Source organism: Collinsella aerofaciens (assembly GCF_002736145.1).
GTDB classification, from domain to species: domain Bacteria; phylum Actinomycetota; class Coriobacteriia; order Coriobacteriales; family Coriobacteriaceae; genus Collinsella; species Collinsella aerofaciens_A.
Genome location: NZ_CP024160.1, coordinates 875,249 through 898,774, shown reverse-complemented (window position 1 = coordinate 898,774; position 23,526 = coordinate 875,249). Strand labels below are relative to the sequence as shown.

General features: G+C 61.3%; 18 protein-coding genes and 3 tRNA genes. 9 read left to right on the top strand and 12 right to left on the bottom strand.

The window, feature by feature from the left end; genetic code table 11:
* The first annotated feature begins 109 nt into the window (after positions 1–109).
* The gene (locus tag CSV91_RS03980; protein ID WP_099431886.1) at positions 110–1,396 is read left to right on the top strand and encodes a glutamate-5-semialdehyde dehydrogenase; all 1,287 of its coding nucleotides are present in this window, start codon (positions 110–112) and stop codon (positions 1,394–1,396) included.
* A 59-nt stretch (positions 1,397–1,455) separates the two neighbouring features.
* Here the strand turns inward: CSV91_RS03980 and CSV91_RS03975 are convergent, their stop codons facing one another.
* Entirely contained in the window at positions 1,456–2,055 is a 600-nt protein-coding gene (locus CSV91_RS03975; protein ID WP_099431885.1) for an HD domain-containing protein, read from the bottom strand.
* Between the two features lie 117 nt (positions 2,056–2,172).
* Positions 2,173–2,658: a CarD family transcriptional regulator gene (locus tag CSV91_RS03970; RefSeq protein ID WP_022094807.1), complete on the bottom strand. Its 486-nt coding sequence runs from the start codon at positions 2,656–2,658 to the stop codon at positions 2,173–2,175.
* A 342-nt stretch (positions 2,659–3,000) separates the two neighbouring features.
* Here CSV91_RS03970 and argS point away from each other — a divergent pair, with 342 nt between their 5' ends.
* The 4 genes from argS to CSV91_RS03950 all read left to right on the top strand — a co-directional run bounded on the left by argS (position 3,001) and on the right by CSV91_RS03950 (position 10,110).
* The gene (argS, locus tag CSV91_RS03965) at positions 3,001–4,854 is read left to right on the top strand and encodes an arginine--tRNA ligase (protein WP_099431884.1); all 1,854 of its coding nucleotides are present in this window, start codon (positions 3,001–3,003) and stop codon (positions 4,852–4,854) included.
* Between the two features lie 529 nt (positions 4,855–5,383).
* On the top strand, positions 5,384–7,939 hold the full coding sequence (gene rho, locus CSV91_RS03960; protein ID WP_099431883.1) for a transcription termination factor Rho: 2,556 nt from the start codon (positions 5,384–5,386) through the stop codon (positions 7,937–7,939).
* Between the two features lie 313 nt (positions 7,940–8,252).
* Positions 8,253–9,653: a hypothetical protein gene (locus CSV91_RS03955; RefSeq protein ID WP_147579376.1), complete on the top strand. Its 1,401-nt coding sequence runs from the start codon at positions 8,253–8,255 to the stop codon at positions 9,651–9,653.
* Between the two features lie 7 nt (positions 9,654–9,660).
* On the top strand, positions 9,661–10,110 hold the full coding sequence (locus tag CSV91_RS03950; protein ID WP_099431881.1) for a VanZ family protein: 450 nt from the start codon (positions 9,661–9,663) through the stop codon (positions 10,108–10,110).
* Positions 10,111–10,224: 114 nt separating this feature from the next.
* Here the strand turns inward: CSV91_RS03950 and CSV91_RS03945 are convergent, their stop codons facing one another.
* Both CSV91_RS03945 and CSV91_RS03940 read right to left on the bottom strand, forming a co-directional pair.
* The gene (locus CSV91_RS03945; protein WP_099431880.1) at positions 10,225–11,115 is read right to left on the bottom strand and encodes an ROK family protein; all 891 of its coding nucleotides are present in this window, start codon (positions 11,113–11,115) and stop codon (positions 10,225–10,227) included.
* Between the two features lie 141 nt (positions 11,116–11,256).
* Entirely contained in the window at positions 11,257–12,438 is a 1,182-nt protein-coding gene (locus CSV91_RS03940; protein ID WP_099431879.1) for a pyridoxal phosphate-dependent aminotransferase, read from the bottom strand.
* A 166-nt stretch (positions 12,439–12,604) separates the two neighbouring features.
* Here CSV91_RS03940 and CSV91_RS03935 point away from each other — a divergent pair.
* From CSV91_RS03935 to CSV91_RS03925, 3 genes are all read left to right on the top strand, one after another.
* Positions 12,605–12,681 (top strand) — tRNA-His (locus tag CSV91_RS03935).
* Between the two features lie 22 nt (positions 12,682–12,703).
* Positions 12,704–12,779, top strand: a tRNA-Lys gene (locus CSV91_RS03930).
* Between the two features lie 43 nt (positions 12,780–12,822).
* Positions 12,823–12,895 (top strand) — tRNA-Lys (locus tag CSV91_RS03925).
* 397 nt (positions 12,896–13,292) lie between these two features.
* On the opposite strand, the gene CSV91_RS03920 is transcribed toward CSV91_RS03925, so the two are convergent.
* From CSV91_RS03920 to CSV91_RS03910, 3 genes are all read right to left on the bottom strand, one after another.
* A complete protein-coding gene (locus CSV91_RS03920) occupies positions 13,293–14,819 on the bottom strand; it encodes an FAD-dependent oxidoreductase (RefSeq protein ID WP_099431878.1) in 1,527 nt (508 codons plus the stop codon).
* A 256-nt stretch (positions 14,820–15,075) separates the two neighbouring features.
* Positions 15,076–16,080, bottom strand: coding sequence for a GGGtGRT protein (locus tag CSV91_RS03915; RefSeq protein WP_055252290.1), 1,005 nt, complete (start codon positions 16,078–16,080; stop codon positions 15,076–15,078).
* An 18-nt stretch (positions 16,081–16,098) separates the two neighbouring features.
* Complete coding sequence (locus CSV91_RS03910) at positions 16,099–16,833, bottom strand: iron-sulfur cluster assembly scaffold protein (RefSeq protein WP_006235554.1); 735 nt, start codon at positions 16,831–16,833, stop codon at positions 16,099–16,101.
* A gap of 403 nt (positions 16,834–17,236) precedes the next feature.
* Here CSV91_RS03910 and CSV91_RS03905 point away from each other — a divergent pair, with 403 nt between their 5' ends.
* Entirely contained in the window at positions 17,237–18,037 is an 801-nt protein-coding gene (locus CSV91_RS03905) for a transposase (RefSeq protein ID WP_099431877.1), read from the top strand.
* A 65-nt stretch (positions 18,038–18,102) separates the two neighbouring features.
* Here the strand turns inward: CSV91_RS03905 and sufU are convergent, their stop codons facing one another.
* Genes sufU through sufC form a run of 5 tightly spaced genes read right to left on the bottom strand, consistent with a single transcriptional unit; the run spans position 18,103 to position 23,348 of the window.
* Positions 18,103–18,537, bottom strand: coding sequence for a Fe-S cluster assembly sulfur transfer protein SufU (gene sufU, locus CSV91_RS03900; protein WP_099431876.1), 435 nt, complete (start codon positions 18,535–18,537; stop codon positions 18,103–18,105).
* A complete protein-coding gene (locus CSV91_RS03895; protein WP_197736846.1) occupies positions 18,530–19,855 on the bottom strand; it encodes an aminotransferase class V-fold PLP-dependent enzyme in 1,326 nt (441 codons plus the stop codon). The genes sufU and CSV91_RS03895 overlap by 8 nt, the downstream gene beginning before the upstream one ends.
* Positions 19,852–21,123, bottom strand: a complete 1,272-nt coding sequence (locus CSV91_RS03890; RefSeq protein ID WP_099431875.1) for a SufB/SufD family protein — start codon at positions 21,121–21,123, stop codon at positions 19,852–19,854. The genes CSV91_RS03895 and CSV91_RS03890 overlap by 4 nt, the downstream gene beginning before the upstream one ends.
* Positions 21,123–22,535, bottom strand: coding sequence for a Fe-S cluster assembly protein SufB (sufB, locus tag CSV91_RS03885; protein WP_055252286.1), 1,413 nt, complete (start codon positions 22,533–22,535; stop codon positions 21,123–21,125). The genes CSV91_RS03890 and sufB overlap by 1 nt, the downstream gene beginning before the upstream one ends.
* 12 nt (positions 22,536–22,547) lie before the next feature.
* Positions 22,548–23,348, bottom strand: a complete 801-nt coding sequence (gene sufC / locus CSV91_RS03880; RefSeq protein ID WP_099431874.1) for a Fe-S cluster assembly ATPase SufC — start codon at positions 23,346–23,348, stop codon at positions 22,548–22,550.
* Positions 23,349–23,526 lie beyond the last annotated feature (178 nt).

Sequence of the window (23,526 nt, the reverse complement as noted above, 5' to 3'; positions counted from 1 at the left end):
AGTCTTCCGTTCGTTGCGGTGTTTCGGGTTGACCAATTCTACCGCCGTGGGCGAGGCCATGCGCAAATCGGCTACCATGGTTGCAAACTTCTAGGAGAAAGGGCCGCCCATGTCGGTCGATATAGCCACGTATGCCCACGATCTTGCCGTTGTCGCCAAGGCGGCGTCGGCCTCGCTTGCCACGGCGAGCGATGAACAGCGCCAGGAGGCCGTGCGCGCCATGGCTGCAGCGCTGCGCAACGGTATCGACTCCATCGTTGCCGCCAACGAGCTCGATATGTCCGCCGCGCGCGATGCGGGTACCTCGGCCGGACTGCTCGATCGTCTGCTGCTGACGCCCGAGCGCGTCGAGGGCATGGCCGCCGGCCTGGAAAAGCTCGCCGAGCTGCCCGATCCCGTGGGCCGCGTGCTCGACCACCGCGTGCTTGCAAGTGGCGTGGACCTGACCCGTGTGAGTGTGCCGCTGGGCCTGGTCGCTATGGTCTACGAGGCGCGCCCCAACGTGACGGCCGACGCCGCAGGCATCTGCATCCGTACCGGCAACGCCTGCATTCTGCGCGGCGGCTCGCTAGCCTATCACTCGTGCGCCATGATTTCTGAGCTGCTGGCCGATGCGCTCGAGACCAAGGGCTTCCCGCGCGAGGCCGTGTCGATGATCGAGTCTACCGACCGCGAGGCCACCGGCGAGCTCATGAAGCTCCGCGGCGTCGTCGATGTGCTCATTCCGCGTGGCGGTGCGGGCCTGATCCAGCGCTGCGTGCGCGAGTCACTCGTTCCGGTGATCGAGACGGGCACGGGTAACTGCCACATCTACGTGCATGAATCCGCCGACTTCGATAAAGCGCTCAATATTATCGTCAACGCTAAGACGCAGCGCGTGGGCGTGTGCAATGCCGCCGAGTCGCTGCTGGTCGACCGTGCCGTGTCCGATGCGTTTTTGCCCGCGGTCGTGGCCGTGCTGCATGACCACGGCGTACTCATTCACGGCGACGAGGCCACGTGCGCCGCATGCGCCGACGCCGGCTTTGTGGAGGGTGATGACTACGTTGCCGCGACTGAGGAGGACTGGGGTCGCGAGTATCTGGCGCTCGAGATGAGCGTGAAGGTCGTGGCAAACGAGGACGAGGCCATTGCGCACATCAATCGTTACGGCACGATGCACTCCGAGGCCATCGTTGCCGAGGACACGGATGCTTGCGAGCGCTTCCTCGATGCGGTCGATGCCTCGGCCGTGTACGCTAACGCCAGCACGCGCTTTACCGATGGCGGCGAGTTTGGCCTGGGCGCCGAGATCGGCATCTCGACCCAAAAGCTCCACGCCCGTGGCCCCTTTGCCGCCGAGGCTCTCACCACCTACAAATACAAGCTTCGAGGCACTGGCCAGGTCCGCCCCTAACGCCTGCGCAAACAAAAACCACCACAAAGGTGCCTGTCCCCTTTGTGGTGGTTTTGGAATTAAGCCTGGAAGGTGTCGCGGTCGGGGGCGAAGGATTGCATGGCCGCGATGGTACGGTCGAAGAGCTCGGGGAGCTCCCAGCCCAGCATCTCGGCACCCTGCGCAATCACGTCGCGCGAGCAGCCGGCGGCAAAGCGCTTGTCCTTGAACTTTTTCTTGAGCGACTTGGTCGTAAAGTCCATGACGCTCTTACTCGGACGCATGATGACGGCAGCGCCGATCAAGCCGGTGAGCTCGTCGCAGGCAAACAGTATCTTTTCCATCTGCAGCTCGGGCTTGGGCAGAGAGGTGTTGAAATCGGACGTGTGCGTCTGGATGGCGCGAATGAGCTCGGGCGATGCGCCCTCGCCCTCGAGGATCTCGGCCGCATAGATGGTGTGGTTCATGGGATCGTTCTCATGCTCCTCCCAATCCAGGTCGTGCAGCAGGCCGACGATGCCCCAGAACTCCTCGTTCTCGGGGTCGAAATCGCGCGCAAAGTAGCGCATGGTGCCCTCGACCGTCTCGCCATGGGTGATGTGGAACGGGTCCTTGTTGTGCTCGTTGAGCAGTTCGAATGCGCGGTCGCGGGTGATTCCGGCGGTAAGTGGCTCTGCCATAAGAGACTCCTTGTGCTCGTAGGTATCGCTAAGAATGAATACTACTAGAACGACTAGAACGAAAAAACCACCACAAAGGTGCCTGTCCCCTTTGTGGTGGTTTTTGGCGCGGATGGGTTAGTTGAGGGCAGCTTGGGCTAGGCGGGCTTCGGCGTCCTCTTCGGTGACGCCCAGGGCCACAGCGAATTCCTCGATGGAGCGGCGCTTGGCCTCCTTGAGTACGCGCATGTAGTAGGAGCTGGGCTTTTTATCTGCTTCCTCGGCCTGGCGGATACGGTGCATCATGGTTTTTGCCACGCGGACCGTCTCGGGCGCGCCCAGCTTGAGCTGCTGCTTAAAGTGCGTCTCCTCAAGCGAGCTGTTGCGCTCGGTAAAGGTGTCGCACTCCAGCTCGTCGTAGTGGCTCAGCAGGTGCTCGGCATCTTGCTGGGAGATGGCGGCATGCAAACGATCGGCCTGCGCCACGGGGTACATGAGGATCGTCTGCGCATGTCCCTGCTTGGTCTCGAGCAACAGCATGGGCTGCGGCGTGTCGTCCCTAAAACCGACGACGGTGCAGACTCCCTGACCCGGATGAATGACGTGTTGACCGATTGAGAACATGCTACCTCCAACTTATACGAATTTGCGTATGTCTAAAATACCACGCTGACGTGCGCAAATCCTTACTTTATGCAGGAAAAGCACACAACTCTGATAGGTAAGAGTATTCGATAAAAGACACAGCTCATTCACGCCTTTATGCATTTTCAACGCGTGCATAATCTGCAGGCAGACCGGCATCTTTGAGTGACTCCATACAAGCTGTAGTCAATTTTGTGCATATGCAATTTCGATTGGCTTTACCCTGCGATAGTGCCCGTCGCTTGTGATAGAGTGCTACAAACTCTGGCTTTTGCCCTACGAGTGACCAAGAGCTCGGGGGCTTTAACACAAGGAGGATCTATGCCCGAGAAGATTGAAGAGCTGGTACGCGCTGCGCTTGCTGCGGCCCAGGAGGCCGGCGACCTTTCCGCATTTGAACTTGACGATTGCGCTATCGAGCGACCGGCTGACACTTCTCATGGCGAGTGGACCTCCACCATGGCCCTGAAGTCCGCCAAGCTGGCTCACTGCGCCCCGCGCAAGATCGCCGAGGCCGTCGTTGCCCATATGCCCGAGGACCCCGCGATCGAGAAGGTCGAGATCGCCGGCCCTGGCTTCATCAACTTCTACCTCTCCGTCGCCGTCAAGAACGCCATCTTTGGCGAGGCCCGCGAGAAGGGCATGGACTTCGCTAAGTCCAACGTCGGCGGCGGCCTGAAGACCCAGGTCGAGTTCGTCTCCGCCAACCCCGTCGGCCCCATGCACATTGGCCACGGCCGCTGGGCAGCTCTGGGCGACTCCCTCTGCCGTGTTATGGACCACGCCGGTTACGACATCCAGCGTGAGTTCTACATCAACGACCACGGCTCTCAGATGAACACCTTCGGCAACTCCATCAGCACGCGCTATATGCAGCTTGCCGACATCATTGCCAAGCAGGGCGTGGATATCGACGAGGCTCACAAGCTGCTGATCGCCGACCGCGATGCCTTCGTTGCCGATGAGAACGACGAGCATCCCGAGACCCATCCGTACCAGGACAACTTTGCCGAGACCCTGGGTAAGGACTCCTACGGCGGCGATTACATCATCGACGAGGCCGCCGAGTTCTGGCGCACCGACGGCGACAAGTGGGTCGACGCCGATCCGCAGGAGCGCATGGAGAGCTTCCGCGAGCGCGGCTATGTGAAGATGGTCGACAACATGCGCGACCTCTGCCACGCCGTCAATTGCGACTTCGATCGTTGGTACTCCGAGCGTTCGCTGTACGTGAAGGACACCGAGGGCGAGACCGCCGGCACCTCCGCCGTCGACCGCGCTTTTGAGAAGCTCGACAAGATGGGCTACCTCTACACCAAGGACGGCGCCCTGTGGTTCCGCTCCACCGACCTAGGCGACGACAAGGACCGCGTCCTGATCAAGTCCGATGGCGAGTACACCTACTTCGCCTCCGACGTTGCCTATCATTGGGACAAGTTCCAGCGCGTCGACCACGTCATCGACATTTGGGGTGCCGACCACCACGGCTACATCGAGCGCGTCCGCTGCGTCTGCGACGCTCTCGGCTATCCCGGCAAGTTTGAGGTTCTGCTGGGCCAGCTCGTCAACCTGCTGCGTAATGGCAAGCCCGTTCGTATGTCCAAGCGCAAGGGCACCATGGTGACCCTGCAGGAGCTCGTCGACGAGGTCGGCTCCGATGCCGCTCGCTACACGCTCATCTCCAAGAGCTCCAACCAGATGGTCGACTTCGACATCGAGGCCGTTAAGAAGCGCGACAACTCCAACCCGGTCTATTACGTGCAGTATGCTCACGCCCGCGTGTGCTCCATCCTGCGCCGTGCCGCCGACGTAACGCCTGAGCAGGCCGACGAGATGGGCATGAAGGCCGTTGCCGCCAAGGCCATCGGTGAGAACGTCGATTACTCGCTGCTGACCGACCCGACCGAGCTCGCCCTTTCGCGCAAGCTCAACGAGCTCACCGACCTGATCGCCAGCTGCGCTCGCGATCGCGCTCCGTTCCGTCTGACCCACTTTGCCGAGGAACTCGCCGGTGACTTCCACAGCTTCTACGCTGCCTGCCAGGTGCTGCCGAGTGAGGGTCGTCCCGTCGACCCCGAGCTTTCGCGTGCCCGTCTGGCCGCTTGCGACGCTGTCCGCGTGACGCTCGCCCTGGTGCTCACCCTCGTTGGCGTTTCCGCGCCCGAGCAGATGTAATCTGCGGGTCATTTGACCGTACAGACTTGGTTTAACTGAGCCCTATAAGCCCGATCTCCCACGGAGGTCGGGCTTTTTTCGCATATGCCGACGTATTGACAAATTTTGAACTGCTGGAAATACGAAACTATGCCGGTTTACTACGATGAATTGAGGAATTCCAACCACGCCGGCTTTTCGCTAAAAAGTGCAAGGCATCTACCTGCGGTTTTAGTTCAACAAGTTTCGGAGTGGTCGCGGTTGAGCGATTCATCGTAGTAAACCGCCATAGTTTTGGCGGAGGCAGTCAGATTTGTGAGTGGTAAACCAAAGAGTGTCCCTTTTGACTAGTCGTTTATGAACGTCCCCGATGACTAAGTTGCAGGTGACGGCGGTTGTGTTAAACTAACGCTGCGTAGTTGACGCAATCATCTCGATACAGATCAATGATGTCCGTCGTTTTGAACGGAACTAGACTGTTTAGCCGCCCTGAAGGTTTATGCAGGGAGCATGTGATCACAGGGCTTGAAAAGAAAGTTGAGCAAACACTGTGTCTGATCAACAGCAAGAAAACGAAATAACGACGACGCAAGCCGCTCCCGCTGCACCGGTTGTGTCGGACCAGGTCGCGGCGCCCGCGCAAACCTCGACTCCTGAGACGCCTAAGGCTGCAACGGCTGAGAAGGCCGTGCCTGCAACTGTTGAGGAGGCTGCTCCGGCAAAGCCCAAGCGTACGCGCCGCACGGCCAAGCCTGCTGCTGACGGCGAGGAGGTCACCAAGCCCAAGCGCCGTACCACGCGCACGACGCGCGCCAAGCGCACCGTTGCAGCTGACTCCTCGGCGCCGATTTCCGATGAGGTCGCGCAGGCACGTGCGTTGGCGCAGATTAGCGAGGCTCAGGTGGTGCGCGCCCGCCGTCGTGCTGCCGAGCGCGAGGCCGCGGCTCTGACCGAGCTTGCAGCTCCGTCTGTGCCCGAGACGCCTGCCGCCATCGAGACCCCTGCCGCCGACCTGCCGACCGAGAAGCCGGCACCGCGCACACGCCGCCGCACGGCTGCTAAGGCCGAGCAGGTTGCGGAACAGGTAGCCCCCGAGCTCACTGAGGCTTCGGTCCGTTCCGCGGCAGGGGAGGGCACATCGCCTGTTGAGCCCGCTGCGCCTGTCGAGGCCAGCGAAGTTCCCGTTGTCGATCCGGCTTTGCGCCCGCATCGTCGCGGTCGCAAGCCCAAGGCCTTCGTCGAGGCAGAGAAGGCCGCAGCCGCAGCTGCAGCCGCTCGGGATGCTGCGGCGACCGCCGAGTCTGCAACCGCCGCCGACGCGCCCGTCCAGGATGCTACGACTTCCGAGGCCGCTCCCGCCGATGTCGAGCCCGCCGACGTCCGTCCCAGTCGCAGCCGTCGCACTGCTGCTAAGCGCACGTCCAAGGCTAAGGCTGCCAAGAAGGGTGTGTCCGAGGATTCCGCCGAGACGAACGCCGATGCATCGACTGATGCCGCCGAGCCCCAGGACGTCGAACAGCCTGCATCCGAGAAGCCCAAGCGCGGTCGCAAGAAGTCCGTTAAGGCCAAGGCCGCCGAGCAGCAGGCTGATGTCGAAGCGCAGGTTGATTCTGGCGCCGAGGCCAATGACGCCGCTGCGGCCAATGTTGACACCGCCGCAACCGATGGTGCCGCCCACGCCGAGGGCGAAGACGGCGCTCGCCCCAACCGTCGCCAGCACAAGCGCAACGAGGAGCGCAACGAGCGCAAGGACGAGCGCAACAACGACCGTCGCAACCGCCAGCGCGATCGCAAGCAACGCAACAAGGAGCGTAATGCCGCTCCCACCGAGCCCACGCTTTCGCGCGAGGAGCTCGCTGCCATGAAGGTCGCCGAACTTCGCGAGAAGGCCAAGGAGTTCGAGATCGAGACGACCGGCAAGAAGAAAGCCGAGCTCGTCGAGGAGATCTACGTCACCGCCGCGAAAGCCGAGGGCTTCCGCGATATCAAGGGCATTCTGCAGATTCGCCCGGACAGCTCCGGCATCATCCATGCCCATGGCTACATGAAGTCCAACGACGACGCCTTCGTGCCCGCCTACCTCATCCGCTCCGCGCGCCTGCGCACGGGTGACGTCATCGAGGGCTCGCTGCGTCCTTCGCGCGGTGGCGACAAGCGCGCCGGCCTCGCCAAAATCACGACCGTCAACGGTCTGGACCCCGAGCAGATTCGCAACCGCCCCAAGTTCGGCGACCTCACCCCGGTCTATCCCAACGAGCCGCTGCGCATGGAGCACGGCAAGGACTCTATTACCGGTCGCGCCATCGACATCGTTTCACCGATCGGCAAGGGCCAGCGCGGCCTGATCGTGTCCCCGCCCAAGGCCGGCAAGACCACGATCCTCAAGAAGATCTGCCAGTCTATCTCGATTAACAACCCCGAGGTGCACCTCATCTGCCTGCTCGTCGACGAGCGCCCCGAAGAGGTCACCGATATGCAGCGTTCCATCAAGGGCGAGGTTGTGGCGTCGACCTTCGATATGCCTGCCGACAACCACACCCGCGTGGCAGAGCTCGTCATCGAGCGCGCCAAGCGCATCGTAGAGCTGGGTGGCGACGTCGTGGTGGTGCTCGACTCCATCACGCGCCTCGCCCGCGCCTACAACTTGGCGGCGCCCGCCTCGGGCCGCATCCTTTCGGGCGGCGTCGATTCGGCGGCACTGTATCCGCCCAAGCGCTTCCTGGGTGCAGCCCGCAATATCGAGAACGGTGGCTCGCTCACCATCCTGGCCTCTGCCCTCATCGACACCGGTTCCAAGATGGACGAGGTCATTTTTGAGGAGTTCAAGGGCACCGGCAACATGGAGCTTAAGCTCGACCGCGACCTGGCCGACCGCCGCATCTTCCCGGCTATCGACCCCGTTGCCTCCGGTACACGTAACGAGGACCTGTTGGTCGACGAGCAGATGCGCCCGTTTGTCTTTGGTCTGCGTCGCATTCTTGCCGGCATGAACAACACCGAGCGCGCAGCCGCATCGTTTATCAAGGGTCTTAAGGGCACCAACACCAACCAGGAGTTCCTGGTGCGTTCGGCCAAAAAACACAGTGATTACGAGCAGACGTTCTAGGTTGTCATCCACGCGCAGCGATAGTCATCAATGCGATAAAGGGTCGGGGCTTTGAGCCTCGGCCCTTTTCCATAGCGCCGCTCCGCGCTTATTTTTGACCGTAAGACCGACGAGCAGCAGGTTTCCCGTTTCAATCCGACATCGTCGCTTGCAATCGGCAGGGCGGTTTCGCATAATAGCTTTTAAGCTTCGCGACGGAAAACGCAGATGAAACGAACCATATACCGTTGCTTTGGGGCATAGCCCCGCTTCATCTTCTCTCGCGCAGCCAACTGAATGATGCGATTTGGGTGCTGGAAGATGGGGAGAGCTCATGGCTTCTTCTGATGCAACACAACGAGCAGTCCTTGCCGGACTTTCGTGCGGGATCGGCCTTGCCGCTCCCGTGGTTATGTATGCCGCGACGCTGCCGTTTTCGTCGGTGAACGAGACGGTCGTGGCGGGTGCGGTTCCCTTCGCCGTGGGCGCGGTGGCGGGCGTGGGTATCTATGCCGCCTCGCTGGGCATCTCCGAGTATCGTGCGCAGCGTGAAGAGCGTCTGTTCCAGCCCGATGCCATGGGCGGTGCCGCCAATCTCAATCAGCATCAAAGCGAGTTCAAGACCGCCTCGATTCCAGCTCAGCAGCAGGATGCGACTCCTTACGCTGCGACTTCTGCTTCTCAGGCTCAGTTGGAGCAGTCTACCTCGGCATTCCTTTCCGGCCTGACTGGTGCGTTCCAGCGCCGTCATGCCGATGATGGTGTCCCTACCATCGCTCGAGCCACAGATGCTATGGACGAGGACGAGGCTTGGTCCATGATCGACAGTATGCTCGACGACGATTCGCCGGTGAGCTGCGACCCTGCACACTCGCGCGACGTCTATCAAGTCGCCATCGACGAGCTCACCAACGGCGGGCAGACCGGCTCCTTCAATCGCGATGACATCGCCGCTGCGGCACGCGCCGTGTCGGGCTCCCAGGCCGCCCCTGCGGGCAGCACGGCGGCTTTCGTGGCACTCGTTGCCAACGCGGCAGCCAATAACGCCTGCAGCGCTACCTCGGCGGACGCGAACGCTTCTGCCGATAATTCGTACGTTGATGAAGCCATGACCGCGGACGAGGAGGCCGTTGCCGCCCGCCGCGCCGCCGAAAGCTCGCTTTGGGGCGCTCCTGCCCAGCAGCAGGCGGCTGAGGCTGCGCCGTACAACGCAAACCTCGCCAGCATGCCTATCATCTCCGGTGTCGCGGACATCGATCTCGATGACCTCGATGAGCCTGCAGCCATCACCGCATCGATTGATGCCCAAGATCGCATCGACACCGGCGACCTTCCGGACGCTTCGCTCGAGGTTGATGTCCCCATGGCCGATTACTCGGGCCACGAGGACATGTGGGCCGCCGCCACCGCGATTCTGGATGAGATTGACGGGCCTGCTCCTGTTGCAGCCCCCGCTCCCGTCACTGCCCCTCAGCCTGCTGCCCCCGCCTATGTCGGCCGTCACAGCGCTGTGTTCCCCGAGGATACCGCCCGTATCTCGCGCGAGGGCATCGAGCGGGCCGAGGCTATTGCCGCCGGCATTATGGAAAATCGTCGTCACGAGCGCGTCAATCAGATCCTCGAGGAAGAGATCGAGCGCCTGCAGTCCTCTACCGCCAAGCGTACGGGCCGTGCCTATCTGAGCGTTATCGAGGGCGGTACCGCCAGCTTCGCCCCGCTCCGCGCGGAGGCATAACTTCTGCATGGTTAAGATCAATCGAAAATGGGCGGTTGTGACCTGCCTGATGGCGCTCTTGATCTGGGGCAATTCGCTGGTTCCCGGCTCGGGGTCGGGCTCGCTGAGCCTAACGGTCATGGAAGCTATCCGCGGCTTCCTGCACGGCGTGGGACTTCCATATGCATGGGTGACCAACTTTGTTGTTCGCAAGTGCGCGCATTTTACCGAGTATATGGTGCTCGGCATCCTGGCAACGCATGCCTTTGATTATGAGGGGCGGCGCACCTTTGACGTGCTGCTGCCCACGGCGGTGTTCCTGCTGCTCGTTCCCTCCATCGACGAGACGATTCAGCTCTTTGTGCCGGGACGTGCCGGCATGATCACCGATGTGATGATCGACTGTTGTGGAGCGGCAACGGGCGTTGTGCTCCGATATCTCTTACGGTCGCTGATGTGCGCCAAAAAAGCCGCCTAGGACGTATTGTTTGGTCCTAGGCGGCCTTTTTTATTTGAGGGCTTATATGAGGCGTGATGGCGTTGTTCCGTAGGTCGGATTTGCCGCGCGCGCCACGCCCTGCGGGTGCGTCTGTTACTGAAGTGCCTGTGCGCCCAGGGCCAGGCAGCCCATAATGCCCTGTTTGCCCTCGAGGCTGTTGTTGACGATATAGCTATCGATGTCGGCCATCTCGGACGTGACGATGTAGCCGTTGAGCATCTCGGCGCACTTCTTGCGCGCGAGCGGCACGATGGGGGTGTGATCGGCCACGCCGCCACCGATGACGATCTTCTGCGGTGCGTAGCACAGGATGTAGGTCATGAGCGCCTGCGCCAGATAGCCGGCGAGCAGGTCCATGGCCTCCGGGTCATCGGCCATCTCTCCGGCGCTCTTGCCACCCCAGCGCTTTTTGACGCCGGGGCCGGCGATGAGGCCCTCGAGGCAGTTGTCGTGGAAGGGGCAGCCGCTGTGCTCGCCGATGGTGTCGCGCGGGTCGCGCGTGACCAGGATGTGGCCGGCCTCGGGATGCATCATGCCGTGCACGAGCTTACCGCCCGAGAGCACGCCGGCGCCCACGCCGGTACCGATGGTCAGATACACCACGTCAGTGAGGCCCTGGGCGCAACCAAAGGTGACCTCGCCCAGGCAAGCGACGTTGACGTCGGTGTCGTAGCCGCAGGGAATATTGAGCTCGTTTTGGATGGTGCCCAGCAGGTCAAAGTAGCGCCATGCCGTTTTGGGCGTCTCCAGGATCTTGCCGTATTGGGGCGAGGCAGGGTTGACTGCGGTGGGGCCAAAGGCGCCGATGCCCAGCGCGGCGATGCCCTTGTCGGCAAACCATGCGTTGACGGCCTCAACGGTCTCCTGCGGGATCGTGGTCGCAATCTGCTCGCGTTCCAGGACCGTGCCGTCTGCATAGCCCGTGGCGCAGACCATCTTGGTGCCGCCGGCCTCGAGCGCTCCGATAAGCTGCTGCTCTGCCATAGTGTTCCTCTCTCAGGGATGAGTTGTTCCGTGACTAAAGTATAGCGCTCTAAACCATTTAAGAAAGCGCTATAAAAAGAGGCCTCGCAACGCGGCGGGCGGTGCGAGGTTTCTTTGGTACTTTTAGTTGTTGGGCCGTCCTTACCCGCGCGGCTTGATTTTATCTCGCAGGGACTTGAGGTTTTCGAGTGCGGCGTTGAGCGTCTCGTCACGCTTGGCAAAGTGGAAACGGATCAGGTGGTTGACGGGCTCGCGGAAGAAGCTCGAGCCCGGAACGGCGCCCACGCCAACCTTGGAGGCGAGATCCTCGCAGAAGTCGAGGTCGCTGTCGTAGCCAAACTCAGAGATGTCCATCATGACGTAGTAGGCGCCCTGCGGCACGTTATGCTTAAGACCGATGCTATCGAGCCCCTGGCAGAACAGGTCGCGCTTAGCTGTGTAGAGGTCGAGGACCTCATCGTAATAGCTGTCGTCGAAGTTGAGGGCGGTGACGACGGCCTCCTGCAGGGGAGCGGCGGCGCCCACCGTGAGGAAGTCGTGGACCTTCTTGATGCGCTCGGTAATCTCGGCCGGGGCGATGGTGTAGCCCAGGCGCCAACCGGTGATGGAGTAGGTCTTGGACAGCGAACTGCAGCTGATGGTGCGCTCGAACATGCCGGGCAGCGTGGCCATATAGACATGCTCGTGGGGCGCATAGACGATGTGCTCGTAAACTTCGTCGGTGATGCAGTACGCGTCGTACTTTTTGCAGAGGTCGGCGATAAAGGTGAGCTCCTCGCGCGTAAAGACCTTGCCGCAGGGGTTGGAAGGGTTGCACAGGACGATGGCCTTGGGGTCGTTGTCGCGGAAGGCCGCCTCGAGGACCTCGCGATCGAAGTCGAACGTGGGCGGGTTGAGCGGCACGTAGATGGGCTCGGCACCCGAAAGGATCGTGTCGGCGCCGTAGTTCTCGTAGAACGGCGAGAAGATGACGACCTTGTCTCCGGGGTTCGTAACCGTCATCATGGCGGCCATCATGGCCTCGGTGGAGCCGCAGGTGACTACGATGTTCTCGTTGGGGTTGATCGGCATGCCCATAAAGTGCTCCTGCTTGGCGGCAAGCGCCTCGCGCATGGCTTGGGAGCCCCAAGTGATGGAGTACTGGTGGTAAAGCGGCTTGGGGTCGGTGGCGATGGTGCTGAGGCTATTGAGCAGCTGCGCCGGGGGATCAAAGTCGGGGAAGCCCTGTGACAGGTTGACGGCGCCATACTTGTCGGAGATGCGCGTCATGCGGCGGATGACGGAATCGGTAAATGTTGCCGTGCGGTTGGAGAGTTCTTTCATGCCGGTCCTTTCGAGCATTTGCAGTGGGGCAAGTTTACTCCTATGAAACCGGTGGGAAATGCTCAAAACGGGCTCGAAAAACTCTTTTCAAAATTCTTGAAAATTGGGGCTTGCATCGTGTGGCGTTCCTTGCAATAATAGTCGAGCGCGAAGCGCACAGGACACGGTGGGTGTAGCTCAGTTGGCTAGAGCGACGGGTTGTGGTCCCGTAGGTCGAGGGTTCGAGTCCCTTTACCCACCCCAGTTCTTGCTTCGTGTTGATATCGGGTCGTTAGCTCAGTTGGTAGAGCAGGGGACTCTTAATCCCAAGGTCCAGGGTTCGACCCCCTGACGGCCCACCACACGATATCTCCTCTAAAGTCCGCCACAACGGACTTTAGCTTTGGGTCGTTAGCTCAGTTGGTAGAGCAGGGGACTCTTAATCCCAAGGTCCAGGGTTCGACCCCCTGACGGCCCACCCAAAGCATGTTAAAGCGGCTAGCTTAGGCTGGTCGCTTTTTTGTTGACCTCGCATGGGGTCGAACCCGAAAGGGCGCGGAGCTGAGGAAATGCGTAAGCATTTACCAGCGCAGCGCGCAAGGCGCCTTGGCGCCGCAGCGACTGCCTGCACAGCAGGCTGACCCCCTGACGGCCCACCAAAGATTATTAAGACGGTCAGCGAAAGTTGGCCGTCTTTTTTGTTGACCTTTCATGGGGTCGAACCCGAAAGGGCGCGGAGCTGAGCTATCTGCACCGTGATTCCCTTAGGGAAAACACGGCTAAAGCCCCGTAAGCGTGTTCTCCTTGGGGGAATCATGCTTACGGGGCTCGATGCATGTTGAGAAATTGTGATCAAACTCTAAGTGAGAATCGAATTAGTCCGCTCGATAGTGCGATCCGAGACTTTCGGTTCGTTTGCGCATGGCTTTGACCATTTCCTGTGCTAGTTGAATCTGCGATTGCAGGCGGGTGAGGGCTGCGACTTCGCTGTCATTGGCGTGTGGCTTGCTCAGCGCCGTTGCCTCGTCTTGCAGGCTTTCAAGCTGTTGCAGAGCCTTGGATAGACCTGCTTCGGTCCTGTTGATCATGCAATAGGTACTCATCGTGTGCTTAAGGCTGCGTATCAGGCGTTCGGCATCTGTTGTGGCAATGCCGTACTGGGGGAGGGCGATATCGGCCTTCGGGGCCACCTCAGGTGCATTCTGTGCTGCCTGGGCTGCCGATGCGCCTGCGATGCGACCGAATACGATGCCATTGGCACTCGACAAGCCGCCGATGCGGTCGGCGCCGTGCATGCCGCCTGTTGCCTCACCGCAGGCGTAGAGGCCCTCAACGCCCGTGTACGCGGTCTTGTCGATTTTGATACCGCCGTTGGCGGCGTGGGCATACATCGCCACGCGCATCTCGTCGGTCGGCGCGATGCCGTGCTCGTCTTGTAGCCAGGTGGCAAAGGTCTGCACAAACTCGGGGATGTCCTCGCGGGGGAAGTCGTAGTGGAGCGCCAAGCCTTCGGCACCTGCCTGATCGATGACGAGGTCGATGGCGCGGGAGGCCAAGCGCGAGGTGAAAGGACCATATCCGGAGCGTTGCTCGAGCAGATCGTCGAGCTTATCGTCGGCAATATCTGCCGGCTGGTCTACATGTACGTAGCGCCAGGTCTTTTCGTTAAAGACAAGGTTTCGCTTGGGCTCGATAAAGCCGGGCATCATCTGCATGAACTCTATATTAGTAAGGGACGCACCGTGCGCCAGCGCGATGGCCTGTGATGAGCTGAGCACGTCGGTGGAAGTGAGGCTGCGCTCGAACAGGCCGCCTGTGCCACCGGCTGCGATGATCGTGGCCTTAGGGGCCATAGGCACGAGACGCGCGTTTGTCCGGTCGTAGAGCGTGGCACCGACAATCTTTCCGTCCGTGTCCTCAACAAGGTCGATAAGCTCATGGCGGGGGAGCAGGCGAATGCCGAGTGACTCGATCCGGGTCGCCAGAGCGTCCTCAAGGGGCTTGCGGGTGAGGCCGCGCCACATGCGCGTCTTGTGGTCAAAGCAGGGGATAAATTGCTTTTGCTGAGCGCTCTCAGCGCTTTGCGGACGCTGGAGCTCAACGCCCAGGTCTTGCTCAAGCCATTCAATTGCCTGGGGAATGCTGTGGACAAACGTCTGGACAAGCTCGGGGTCGGCGACGCCGCCACCAACGGTCTGAATAGTGTCGATGAGGTCTTGTTCGTCGTCTTCGTTAACGGGTCCGATAAGCCCCAGGCCCCAGGTTCCGGGGAAGAAGCTCGATCCACTCATAGTCTTGCCGGCGCTTGCCACAGTGACGGTTGCACCCGTGCGTGCCGCTTCGATGGCGGCGCAAAGGCCCGCAATGCCAGATCCAATTACCAGTACATCAGTCGATTCCATCGGATTCCTTTCTCGTTCGGCGCATTGTCGCACGGGTGATCGGCAATGGGGCCGCAAAGACTCGGCAAATCGGTAAAGGGCACATATGGCAGGTGGGCGTCATGGACGTTCTGACGCTTTGTCTCATCACATCTCGTATTTCGCCCCAACTGATATATTGGCATTAGCTACCCTGCGACAGCGCAAACAAAAAGAGCCGCTACCCCGAAAGGTAGCGGCTCCAAAGCTCAACTATTTGAGCATCGCGCAGGCGCGATTAGGCCTTGAGGGCCTCCTCGACGGCGACAGCGCAGGCGACGGTGGCACCGACCATGGGGTTGTTGCCCATGCCGATGAGACCCATCATGTCAACGTGCGCAGGCACGGAGGAAGAACCGGCGAACTGGGCGTCGGAGTGCATACGGCCCATGGTGTCGGTCATGCCGTAAGAGGCAGGGCCGGCGCCCATGTTGTCCGGGTGCAGGGTACGACCAGTGCCGCCACCAGAAGCGACGGAGAAGTACTTCTTGCCAGCCTCGAGGCGCTCCTTCTTGTAGGTGCCAGCGACGGGATGCTGGAAGCGCGTGGGGTTGGTGGAGTTACCGGTGATCGAGATATCGACGTTCTCGTGCCACATGATGGCAACGCCCTCGCGGACGTCGTCGGAGCCGTAGCAGTTAACGGCAGCGCGGGGACCATCGGAGTAGGGGATGGTCTCGACGACCTTGAGCTCGCCCGTGTAGTAGTCGAACTGGGTCTTCACATAGGTGAAGCCGTTGATGCGGGCGATGATCTGGGCGGCGTCCTTGCCCAGACCGTTCAGGATAACGCGCAGCGGCTTCTTGCGAGCCTTGTTGGCGTTCAGAGCCAGGCCGATAGCGCCCTCGGCGGCAGCGAAGGACTCGTGGCCGGCCAGGAAGGCGAAGCACTCGGTGTCGTCGGAGAGCAGCATGGCGCCCAGGTTGCCGTGGCCCAGACCGACCTTGCGGTCCTCGGCGACGGAGCCGGGAACGGTGAAGGCCTGGATGCCCTCGCCGATGATGGCGGCAGCCTCAGAAGCGGTCTTGGCGCCACGCTTGACAGCGAGAGCGCAACCGAGGGTGTAGGCCCACTCGGCGTTCTGGAAGGCGATGGACTGGGTGTTGTTGACGATCTCACGCGGGTTGAAGCCCTTGTCGGTGCAGATCTGCAGAGCTTCCTCGAGGGAGGCGATGCCGTTGTCGGCGAGGCACTTGTTGATCTTGTCAGCGCGGCGCTCGTAACCTTCGAACGTAACAGTCATAGTTATTTCCCTCCCTTTCTACTCGTGAACCGGGAACACGCTGGCGACGGAGTGAGTCTCCTCGTCGGTGCGCGGGTCGATGTACTTGGCAGCGTTCTCCCACTGACCATAGTGGCCCATAGCGCCAGCGATGGCCTCCTCGGGGGTCTTGCCGGCCTTGACGGCGTCGGTGAACTTGCCGAGGTTCAGGAACTCGAACGCGATGATCTCGTTCTTGTCGTTGAGAGCCATGCGGGTGACGTAGCCCTGAGCGAGCTCGAGGTAACGAGCGCCCTTGGCCTTGGTGCCGAACATGGTGCCGACCTGAGAGCGAAGGCCCTTGCCGAGGTCGTCGAGGGAGGCGCCCACGGGCAGGCCGCCCTCGGAGAACGCGGTCTGGCTGCGGCCGTAAACGATCTGCAGGAAGATCTCGCGCATAGCAACGTTGATGGCGTCGCAGACGAGGTCGGTGTTGAGGGCCTCGAGGATGGTCTTACCGGGAAGGATCTCGGAAGCCATGGCGGCAGAGTGGGTCATGCCCGAGCAGCCGATGGTCTCAACGAGGGCCTCCTCGATGATGCCATCCTTGACGTTCAGCGTGAGCTTGCAGGCGCCCTGCTGAGGTGCGCACCAACCCACACCGTGCGTAAGACCGGAGATGTCGGAAATCTCCTTAGCCTGGACCCACTTGCCCTCCTCGGGGATGGGTGCGGGGCCGTGGTATGCACCCTTGGCAACGGGGCACATGTTCTCCACTTCCTGTGAGTACTGCATGCCTCTCCTCTCTATCGTGTTGGCGTCCCGTCTGGGGGTCGTGGCTGGCGATTGCCGGGCGACCCTTCGAAAGGGACATGACATGCAGCCCCTATAATACCGCGAAATGCACGGAATATTCGGCGAACGGCTCAGTTTTCGTAGCGGGAAGTCCGGAAGTTTTAATTGAAACGGTTTAACTGTATGTTCTGTGGTCGCGAACTTCCGTAGAGGGGGTTCGTCTTGGGCAAGCTTTTGGTCAGCTCTTGTATGCGTTGCGGGGGCTGACCTGTTGCAACGGTGCCGTTCGCCGCTTGTTTACTGCCTTTGGCCGCTCGAGAGTATTGTTTTGCGTGAATGATTTGATGGCGCGCTTCAATCGTGCTGTATTGGATGGCAAGCAGATCCCGGCGAAGGGAGCGCCATGCAGCGCGTTTGGAGAACGGTTACCGGCTTTTACCATGTCTGTGCCCGCGGTACGGGCAAGCAGCTCATCTTTGAGGGCGATGAAGACCGGTGGGAGTTTTTGGAGCTGATGCGCGAGTGCTGTCGCGAGGCGGGCGTGACGGTTATCGCCTGGTGCCTTATGGGCAATCACGTGCATCTGGTGCTTGCAGATTACGAGGACGCGATGAGCGCAGCCATGCACCGGCTGCTTTTGACGTACGCGCGGCGGTTCAATAAACGCACGGGGCGCACAGGCCATCTGTTCCAGAACCGTTTTGACCGGCGCTCGCTCGATACCGACCGTTATCTAATGGCTGCTATTCGCTATGTTCACGCTAATCCGCAGGAGGCGGGTATCGCCCTGATCGAGCGTTATCCGTGGAGCAGCTTTGCCGAGTATCTGCGGATGTATGACGGCGTTGCGAAGAAGAATTTTTCGGATCCGTCTACGGTGCTCGAACTTTTTGGATCGGCAGAGGGCTTTATCGACTACTCACTTAAGACACCCGATGGTTCAGATCCGGTGATTCACGACATGGAAGAGACGGAATGGGAGCGGCGTGCGTTTGCCGAAAAGCTGGCGAAGCGCCTAGGCGTGCCGCTCAACGAACTCAAGACCGTAGCGCCCTCGCGGCGAGACGGAATCATTTTCGCCCTGCACGATGGCGGCTACACGGTGCGCGAGATTGAACGGTATACGGGAATCAGCAAGAGTACCGTCTCTCGTATCGTGCGCGCTTATGCGCGGGTGAAGGCTCAGGCTGAGGGCTCGGAATAGAAAATGGCCGAACCACTCTTGTCAAGCGATTCGGCCAACAAAATTCTTAAGATTTGGGACAAATACTACTGATTATTTTGTCCCGTGAGCATGCCGTCGAGGGTGCGCCAGGCGAGTTCGGCGCATTTGACGCGGGCGGGCATGTGCGAGATGTCCTGGAGCTGGGCGGCTTCGTCTAGGTCTTCCAGGTCTTCCTCGGAGAGCTGCTCGCCGCGGATCATGGCGAGGAAGAGCTCCGCCAGGCGGCGAGCTTCCTCGACCGTCTCACCGGTGATGAGGTCGGCCATGATGTCGGCGCTTGCCTGGCTGATGGCGCAGCCGTGGCCAGTAAAGGAGGCCTCCTCGATCACGTTGTTCTCGACACGTAGCTGCAAGGTGAGTTCGTCGCCGCAGCTGGGGTTGATGCCGTCGTGCTCGTGCGTGGGAGTATCCATCTCGTACTTATAGTCGGGGTGCGAGTTGTGCTCCATAAATGTGGTGGAGGTGTACAGATTACCCATTGAACGTGCTCCAAACGTGATGCAGGCCGGCGATGAACTTGTCGATGTCGGCCTTGTCGTTGTAGAAGGCTACGCTGGCGCGGCAGCAGGCAAGGTTCTCGACGCCCAGCCAGGTGAGCAGCGGCTGCGCGCAGTGGTGACCGGCGCGGATGCAGACGTCGTCCATGTCCATGATGCTCGCGACGTCGTGCGGGTGGATGCCCTTGACGTTAAAGCTCACGACGCCGTGGTGGTTGTCCCAGTAGATCGAGCCGATGATCTGGACAAAGTCGAGCTGCATGAGCTCGCCCATCAGATAATGGACGAGTGCCTGCTCGCGTACCTGGATGTTCTCGTAACCCACCGTGTTGACCAAGTAATCGAGTGCGGCGCCCGTGGCGAAGATGCCGGCGGCGTCCTGCGTGCCGGCCTCGAACTTCTCGGGGACGGGCGCCCAGACGGCGTCCTGCTCGGTGACCGAATCGATCATCTCGCCGCCGGTAAGCATGGGCGGCATGGCGTTGAGCAGGTCCATCTTGCCCCACAGCACGCCGATGCCCATGGGGCCCATGGCCTTGTGTGCGCTAAAGGCGAAGAAGTCGGCGCCCAGGTCGGCCACGTTTACGGGCATGTGCGGCAGCGACTGCGCGCCGTCGACGACCAGATAGCCGCCGTACTTGTGCACGAGCTTGCCGAGATTCTTGACCGGGTTCTCAACGCCCAGAACGTTAGAGACCTGACCCACGGCCAAGATCTTGGTCTTGGGGCCCACCTTGGACAGAACCTCCTCGGTGGTGAGCTGGCCGGTCTTGGTGGGGTAGAGGTAGACGAGCTTGGCGCCGGTCTCGCGGCAGACCTGCTGCCACGGGATCAGGTTGGAGTGGTGCTCCATGATGGTGATGACGACCTCGTCACCGGGCTCGAGTACCGTGGGTGCAAAGCTCTTGGCGACCAGGTTGAGCGACTCGCTCGTGTTGCGGGTGAAGACGACTTCGTTGGCCTGGGGGGCGCCGATGACATCGGCGATCTGCTGGCGCACCTTCGCGATGGCCTCGGTGGCCTCGACGGACAGCGAGTACAGGCCGCGCAGGGGGTTGGCGTTCATGCGCTGGTAGAAATCGCGCTCGGCGTCGAGCACGCAGGCAGGGCGCTGCGCGGTGGCGGCGCTATCGAGGAAGGCGATCTCGGGATGCTGCTGGAACAGCGGGAACTGTGCCTTGTAGGGGTTGGTCTCGATGTCTACGGTAGGCCAGCCGCGCGAGGCCTCGTCGCTGGCGTCGAGCTCCATGGGCTCGGGGGCGGTACAGGTGTCGCATTTAACGTGCTCGGTGTCGATCATGCGAGCTCCTCTTCAAAGTTGTCGATCAGGTTGTTGCCCAGGCGGACGACGGCTGCGCGGGTGCGCTCGTCGGTGGCGGAAAGCGCGGCGTCCTCCAACTTGGCGCGGATGAACAGGTCCTCGGCGGCGTTTTGGTCAAGGCCGCGGCAGGCGAGGTAGAACAGCTGCTCGTCGCGGACGTGACCGATGGTGGCGCCGTGGTTGCCGGCGACGTCGTCCTCGTCGCAGAGAATGACGGGAACGGTCTTGTTGTCGACGCCCTTGTTGGCCAAAAGCACCGTCTCGCGCTCGGTGCCGGTTGCACCCTTGCAGCCGTGCACGAGGTCGATGGTGCCACGGTAGACCTTCTTGGACGTGCCGGTCAGCACGCCGTTGGCGTCGATCTCGCACTCGGTCTTGCGACCGCGGTGGCGCAGCTCGTAGTTAAAGTCGCGCACCTGCTCGCGGGCGCCAAGGTAGTCAGTATCGATGGTGACCTTGGCGGTATCGCCCAGCAGGTCGCCGGCAAGGCCGGTGGCGCTGGCGCCGGCACCCAGGACGGTGTGCTGCACGTTGACGCGCGCGCCCTCGTCCAGGAACAGGCCGGTGTCGTCGAGTGCGATCCAGCTATCGTCGAGCGTCTGCGTGCAGGCCACGTTGACGGTGGCGTACTCGTGGGCACACACGCGTAGCACGGAGCCCACGACACCCTCGCCGGTAACGGGGGAGTCTAGGGCAATAAGCAGATCGAGCGTCGACTGAGGACGGGCAACGACGTCGATGGCGGCGATGGCCGCGGCGGCATCGACACCGCTCACGCGCACGGTAACCGTGGCATGCTTGTATGCGGGCACATCGATGACGATGCGCTTGGTAGCGTGCTCGGCCAAGTAGGCGTAGGCAGCCTCGCCCATGCCGGTTTCGAAGGCTTCAGCAGGGGAGAGCTCCTCCTCGAGCTTGATGGCGCCGGCCTGGTAGACGGATGTGGAGGGCACGTCGAGCTCGGTCTCGGGCGTGATGCGGGCGCGGTCGGCGGCATCACCGGGGGCGGAGGCGCGGCGCTCGGGGAAGCGCTCAGTCATGGCGTCCATGGCGGCGTCGAACGCGTCTGTCACGCCAATAAACTGCTCGTCCAAGCCCTCGACCTCGACGGCCTCGGCAGGAGCGACGGCAAGCTCGTCCGAAAGCTCAAGCTTGGTCTGGTTCATCTTGAGCCAACCCCAAGTGGCAGCAGGCATCGCATTAACCTGCTCGAGCGTGGTAGCAGCGGTGTTCGTGGTCTGTTTCATTATCCGATCGCTCCTTCCATCTCGAGCTTGATCAGGTTGTTCATTTCGACGGCGTACTCCAGCGGCAACTCCTTGGAGACCGGGTTGGCAAAGCCGTTGACGATCATGGTACGGGCCTCTTCCTCCGAGATACCGCGGCTCATCAGGTAGAACACCTTGTCATCGCCGATGCGGCCGATGGTGGCCTCGTGGCCGATGTCGACATTCTTGGCGCGGATGTCCATGGCCGGAATAGTGTCGGAGCGGCTCTGGTCGTCGAGCATGAGCGACTGGCAGCTCACGGTTGCCTTGGAGCCCTCGGCCTTGGGTGTGGCCACGATGGAGCTGCGGAAGGTCTGAATGCCGCCGCTCTTGGAGATGCCCTTGGTCTCGACGGTTGCCGAGGTCTCGGGGGCGTTGAGCACGACCTTGCAGCCGGTGTCGAGGTTCTGGCCGGCACCGGCAAAGGTGATGCCGGTAAAGCTCGAGCGGGCGCGGCGGCCGTTGAGCACGCTCATGGGGTAGAGGTAGCCCACGTGACTGCCGAAGGAGCCACTGATCCACTCGATGTCGCCATCCTCGTCCACGCGCGCACGCTTGGTGTTGAGGTTGTACATGTTCTTGGACCAGTTCTCGATGGTCGAATAGCGCAGGTGCGCACGCTTGCCCACAAAGAGCTCGACGGCGCCGGCGTGGAGGTTGGCCACGTTGTACTTGGGCGCGGAGCAACCCTCGATGAAGTGCAGGTCGGCGTCGTCCTCGACAATGATGAGCGTGTGCTCAAACTGGCCGGCGCCCTTGGCGTTAAGGCGGAAGTAGCTCTGCAGCGGGAAGTCCAACTTGGTGCCCTTGGGCACGTAGACAAACGAGCCGCCCGACCATACGGCGCCGTGCAAGGCCGCAAACTTGTGGTCGGTGGGCGGGATGAGCGTCATAAACTTCTCGTGGATGAGCGGTTCCCACTGTGGATCGTGCAGGGCTTCTTCAATACCGGAGTAGACGATGCCCATCTTGGACGCCGTGTCCTGCATGTTGTGGTAGACGAGCTCGGAGTCGTACTGCGCGCCGACGCCTGCCAGGTAGCTGCGCTCGGCGTCGGGGATGCCCAAGCGCTCAAAGGTGTTCTTGATGTCGTCGGGCACCGACTCCCAGTCGTGCTTTTGGTCGGTGTTGGGCTTGACGTAGGTGACGATGTTGTCCATGTCCAGGCCCTCGATGGAGGGACCCCATGTCGGGTCGGGGAAGCGGTTGAAAATCTCGAGGGACTTAAGGCGCAGATCGAGCATCCACTGCGGCTCGTCCTTCTTGGCGCTGATCTCGCGCACGATGTCGGGCGTGATGCCGGCGTCGAGGCGCTCGAATCCCTCCTCGCCATAGGTGAAGTCGTAGAGGCTGCGGTCGATGTCCGCGACCTCGGTGCGGTTCTTGGTCATTACGTCGCCCCTTTACGCCTGCTGCTCGGCAGCGTCGGCCTCGGCCTGGGCGCGCTGCTCGGCGGCCTCGCGCTCGAAGGTCTCAAAGCCGTTCTTGTCGATCCAGGGAATGAGCGAGGCGTCGTCCTCGCGCACGATGTGACCCTTGACCATAACGTGGACACGGTCGACATCCAGGTGCTCCAGGATGCGCGTGTTGTGCGTGATGATGAGCATGGAGCCGTCGCAGCTCTTGCGGTACGCGTCCATGCCGTGGCTGACGGTGGAAAGCGCATCGACGTCCAAGCCTGAGTCGGTCTCGTCGAGGATGGCGAGCTTGGGTTGCAGCAGCAGGAGCTGGAGCATCTCGACCTTCTTCTTCTCGCCGCCCGAGAAGCCTACGCCCAGCTCGCGGTTGAGATAGGCGGTATCCATGTTAAGCTCGGCCGCGAGCTCCTTGACGCGACGGCGGAACTCCTTGCCCTTCATCTCCAGGCCGGGGCGGCCGGCGATGCTGGCGCGCAAAAAGCTCGACAGCGGCACGCCCGGGATCTCGACCGGGGCCTGGAAGCTCAGGAACAGGCCGGCGCGCGAGCGCTTGTCGGTGGTGAGCTCGGTGATGTCCTGACCGTCAAAGACGATGTGGCCGTCGTTGACCGTGTAGACGGGATCGCCCATGACCAGGTGGCCAAGGGTGGACTTGCCGGCGCCGTTGGGTCCCATCAGCACGTGGGTCTCGCCGGCGGCGACGTTGAGGTTGACGTTGTGGAGGATGGTCTTCTCGTCCACGGAGGCGGTCAGACCTTCGATGGAAAGCAGCGGATTTGCGCTCATGCTGTCCCTCTCTGTATATGGTGTACTCATGGGTGTGCGAAACCCTAGGAATCTTCTCGGAATAAAGTTACTATGGGTTCGGCTTTAGTCAAGGGAAAACCCGACTAATCCACTCGACTTTTCAAATTCTGGGACAAAATAACCTGTTGTGTTTGTCCCACTTACTTAAGATTTGGGA

Excerpts from the sequence above, each read along its gene's own strand:
- CSV91_RS03940 (WP_099431879.1), bottom strand. The coding sequence starts at position 12,438 with ATGAAAGAACTCTCCAACCGCACGGCAACATTTACCGATTCCGTCATC.
- CSV91_RS03915 (WP_055252290.1), bottom strand. The coding sequence starts at position 16,080 with ATGACTGTTACGTTCGAAGGTTACGAGCGCCGCGCTGACAAGATCAAC.
- CSV91_RS03975 (WP_099431885.1), bottom strand. The coding sequence starts at position 2,055 with ATGGCAGAGCCACTTACCGCCGGAATCACCCGCGACCGCGCATTCGAA.
- sufB (WP_055252286.1), bottom strand. The coding sequence starts at position 22,535 with ATGACCAAGAACCGCACCGAGGTCGCGGACATCGACCGCAGCCTCTAC.
- CSV91_RS03980 (WP_099431886.1), top strand. The coding sequence starts at position 110 with ATGTCGGTCGATATAGCCACGTATGCCCACGATCTTGCCGTTGTCGCC.
- CSV91_RS03920 (WP_099431878.1), bottom strand. The coding sequence starts at position 14,819 with ATGGAATCGACTGATGTACTGGTAATTGGATCTGGCATTGCGGGCCTT.
- CSV91_RS03910 (WP_006235554.1), bottom strand. The coding sequence starts at position 16,833 with ATGCAGTACTCACAGGAAGTGGAGAACATGTGCCCCGTTGCCAAGGGT.
- sufC (WP_099431874.1), bottom strand. The coding sequence starts at position 23,348 with ATGAGCGCAAATCCGCTGCTTTCCATCGAAGGTCTGACCGCCTCCGTG.
- CSV91_RS03955 (WP_147579376.1), top strand. The coding sequence starts at position 8,253 with ATGGCTTCTTCTGATGCAACACAACGAGCAGTCCTTGCCGGACTTTCG.
- CSV91_RS03895 (WP_197736846.1), bottom strand. The coding sequence starts at position 19,855 with ATGATCGACACCGAGCACGTTAAATGCGACACCTGTACCGCCCCCGAG.
- CSV91_RS03905 (WP_099431877.1), top strand. The coding sequence starts at position 17,237 with ATGCAGCGCGTTTGGAGAACGGTTACCGGCTTTTACCATGTCTGTGCC.
- CSV91_RS03890 (WP_099431875.1), bottom strand. The coding sequence starts at position 21,123 with ATGAAACAGACCACGAACACCGCTGCTACCACGCTCGAGCAGGTTAAT.
- CSV91_RS03970 (WP_022094807.1), bottom strand. The coding sequence starts at position 2,658 with ATGTTCTCAATCGGTCAACACGTCATTCATCCGGGTCAGGGAGTCTGC.
- CSV91_RS03950 (WP_099431881.1), top strand. The coding sequence starts at position 9,661 with ATGGTTAAGATCAATCGAAAATGGGCGGTTGTGACCTGCCTGATGGCG.
- CSV91_RS03945 (WP_099431880.1), bottom strand. The coding sequence starts at position 11,115 with ATGGCAGAGCAGCAGCTTATCGGAGCGCTCGAGGCCGGCGGCACCAAG.
- sufU (WP_099431876.1), bottom strand. The coding sequence starts at position 18,537 with ATGGGTAATCTGTACACCTCCACCACATTTATGGAGCACAACTCGCAC.
- argS (WP_099431884.1), top strand. The coding sequence starts at position 3,001 with ATGCCCGAGAAGATTGAAGAGCTGGTACGCGCTGCGCTTGCTGCGGCC.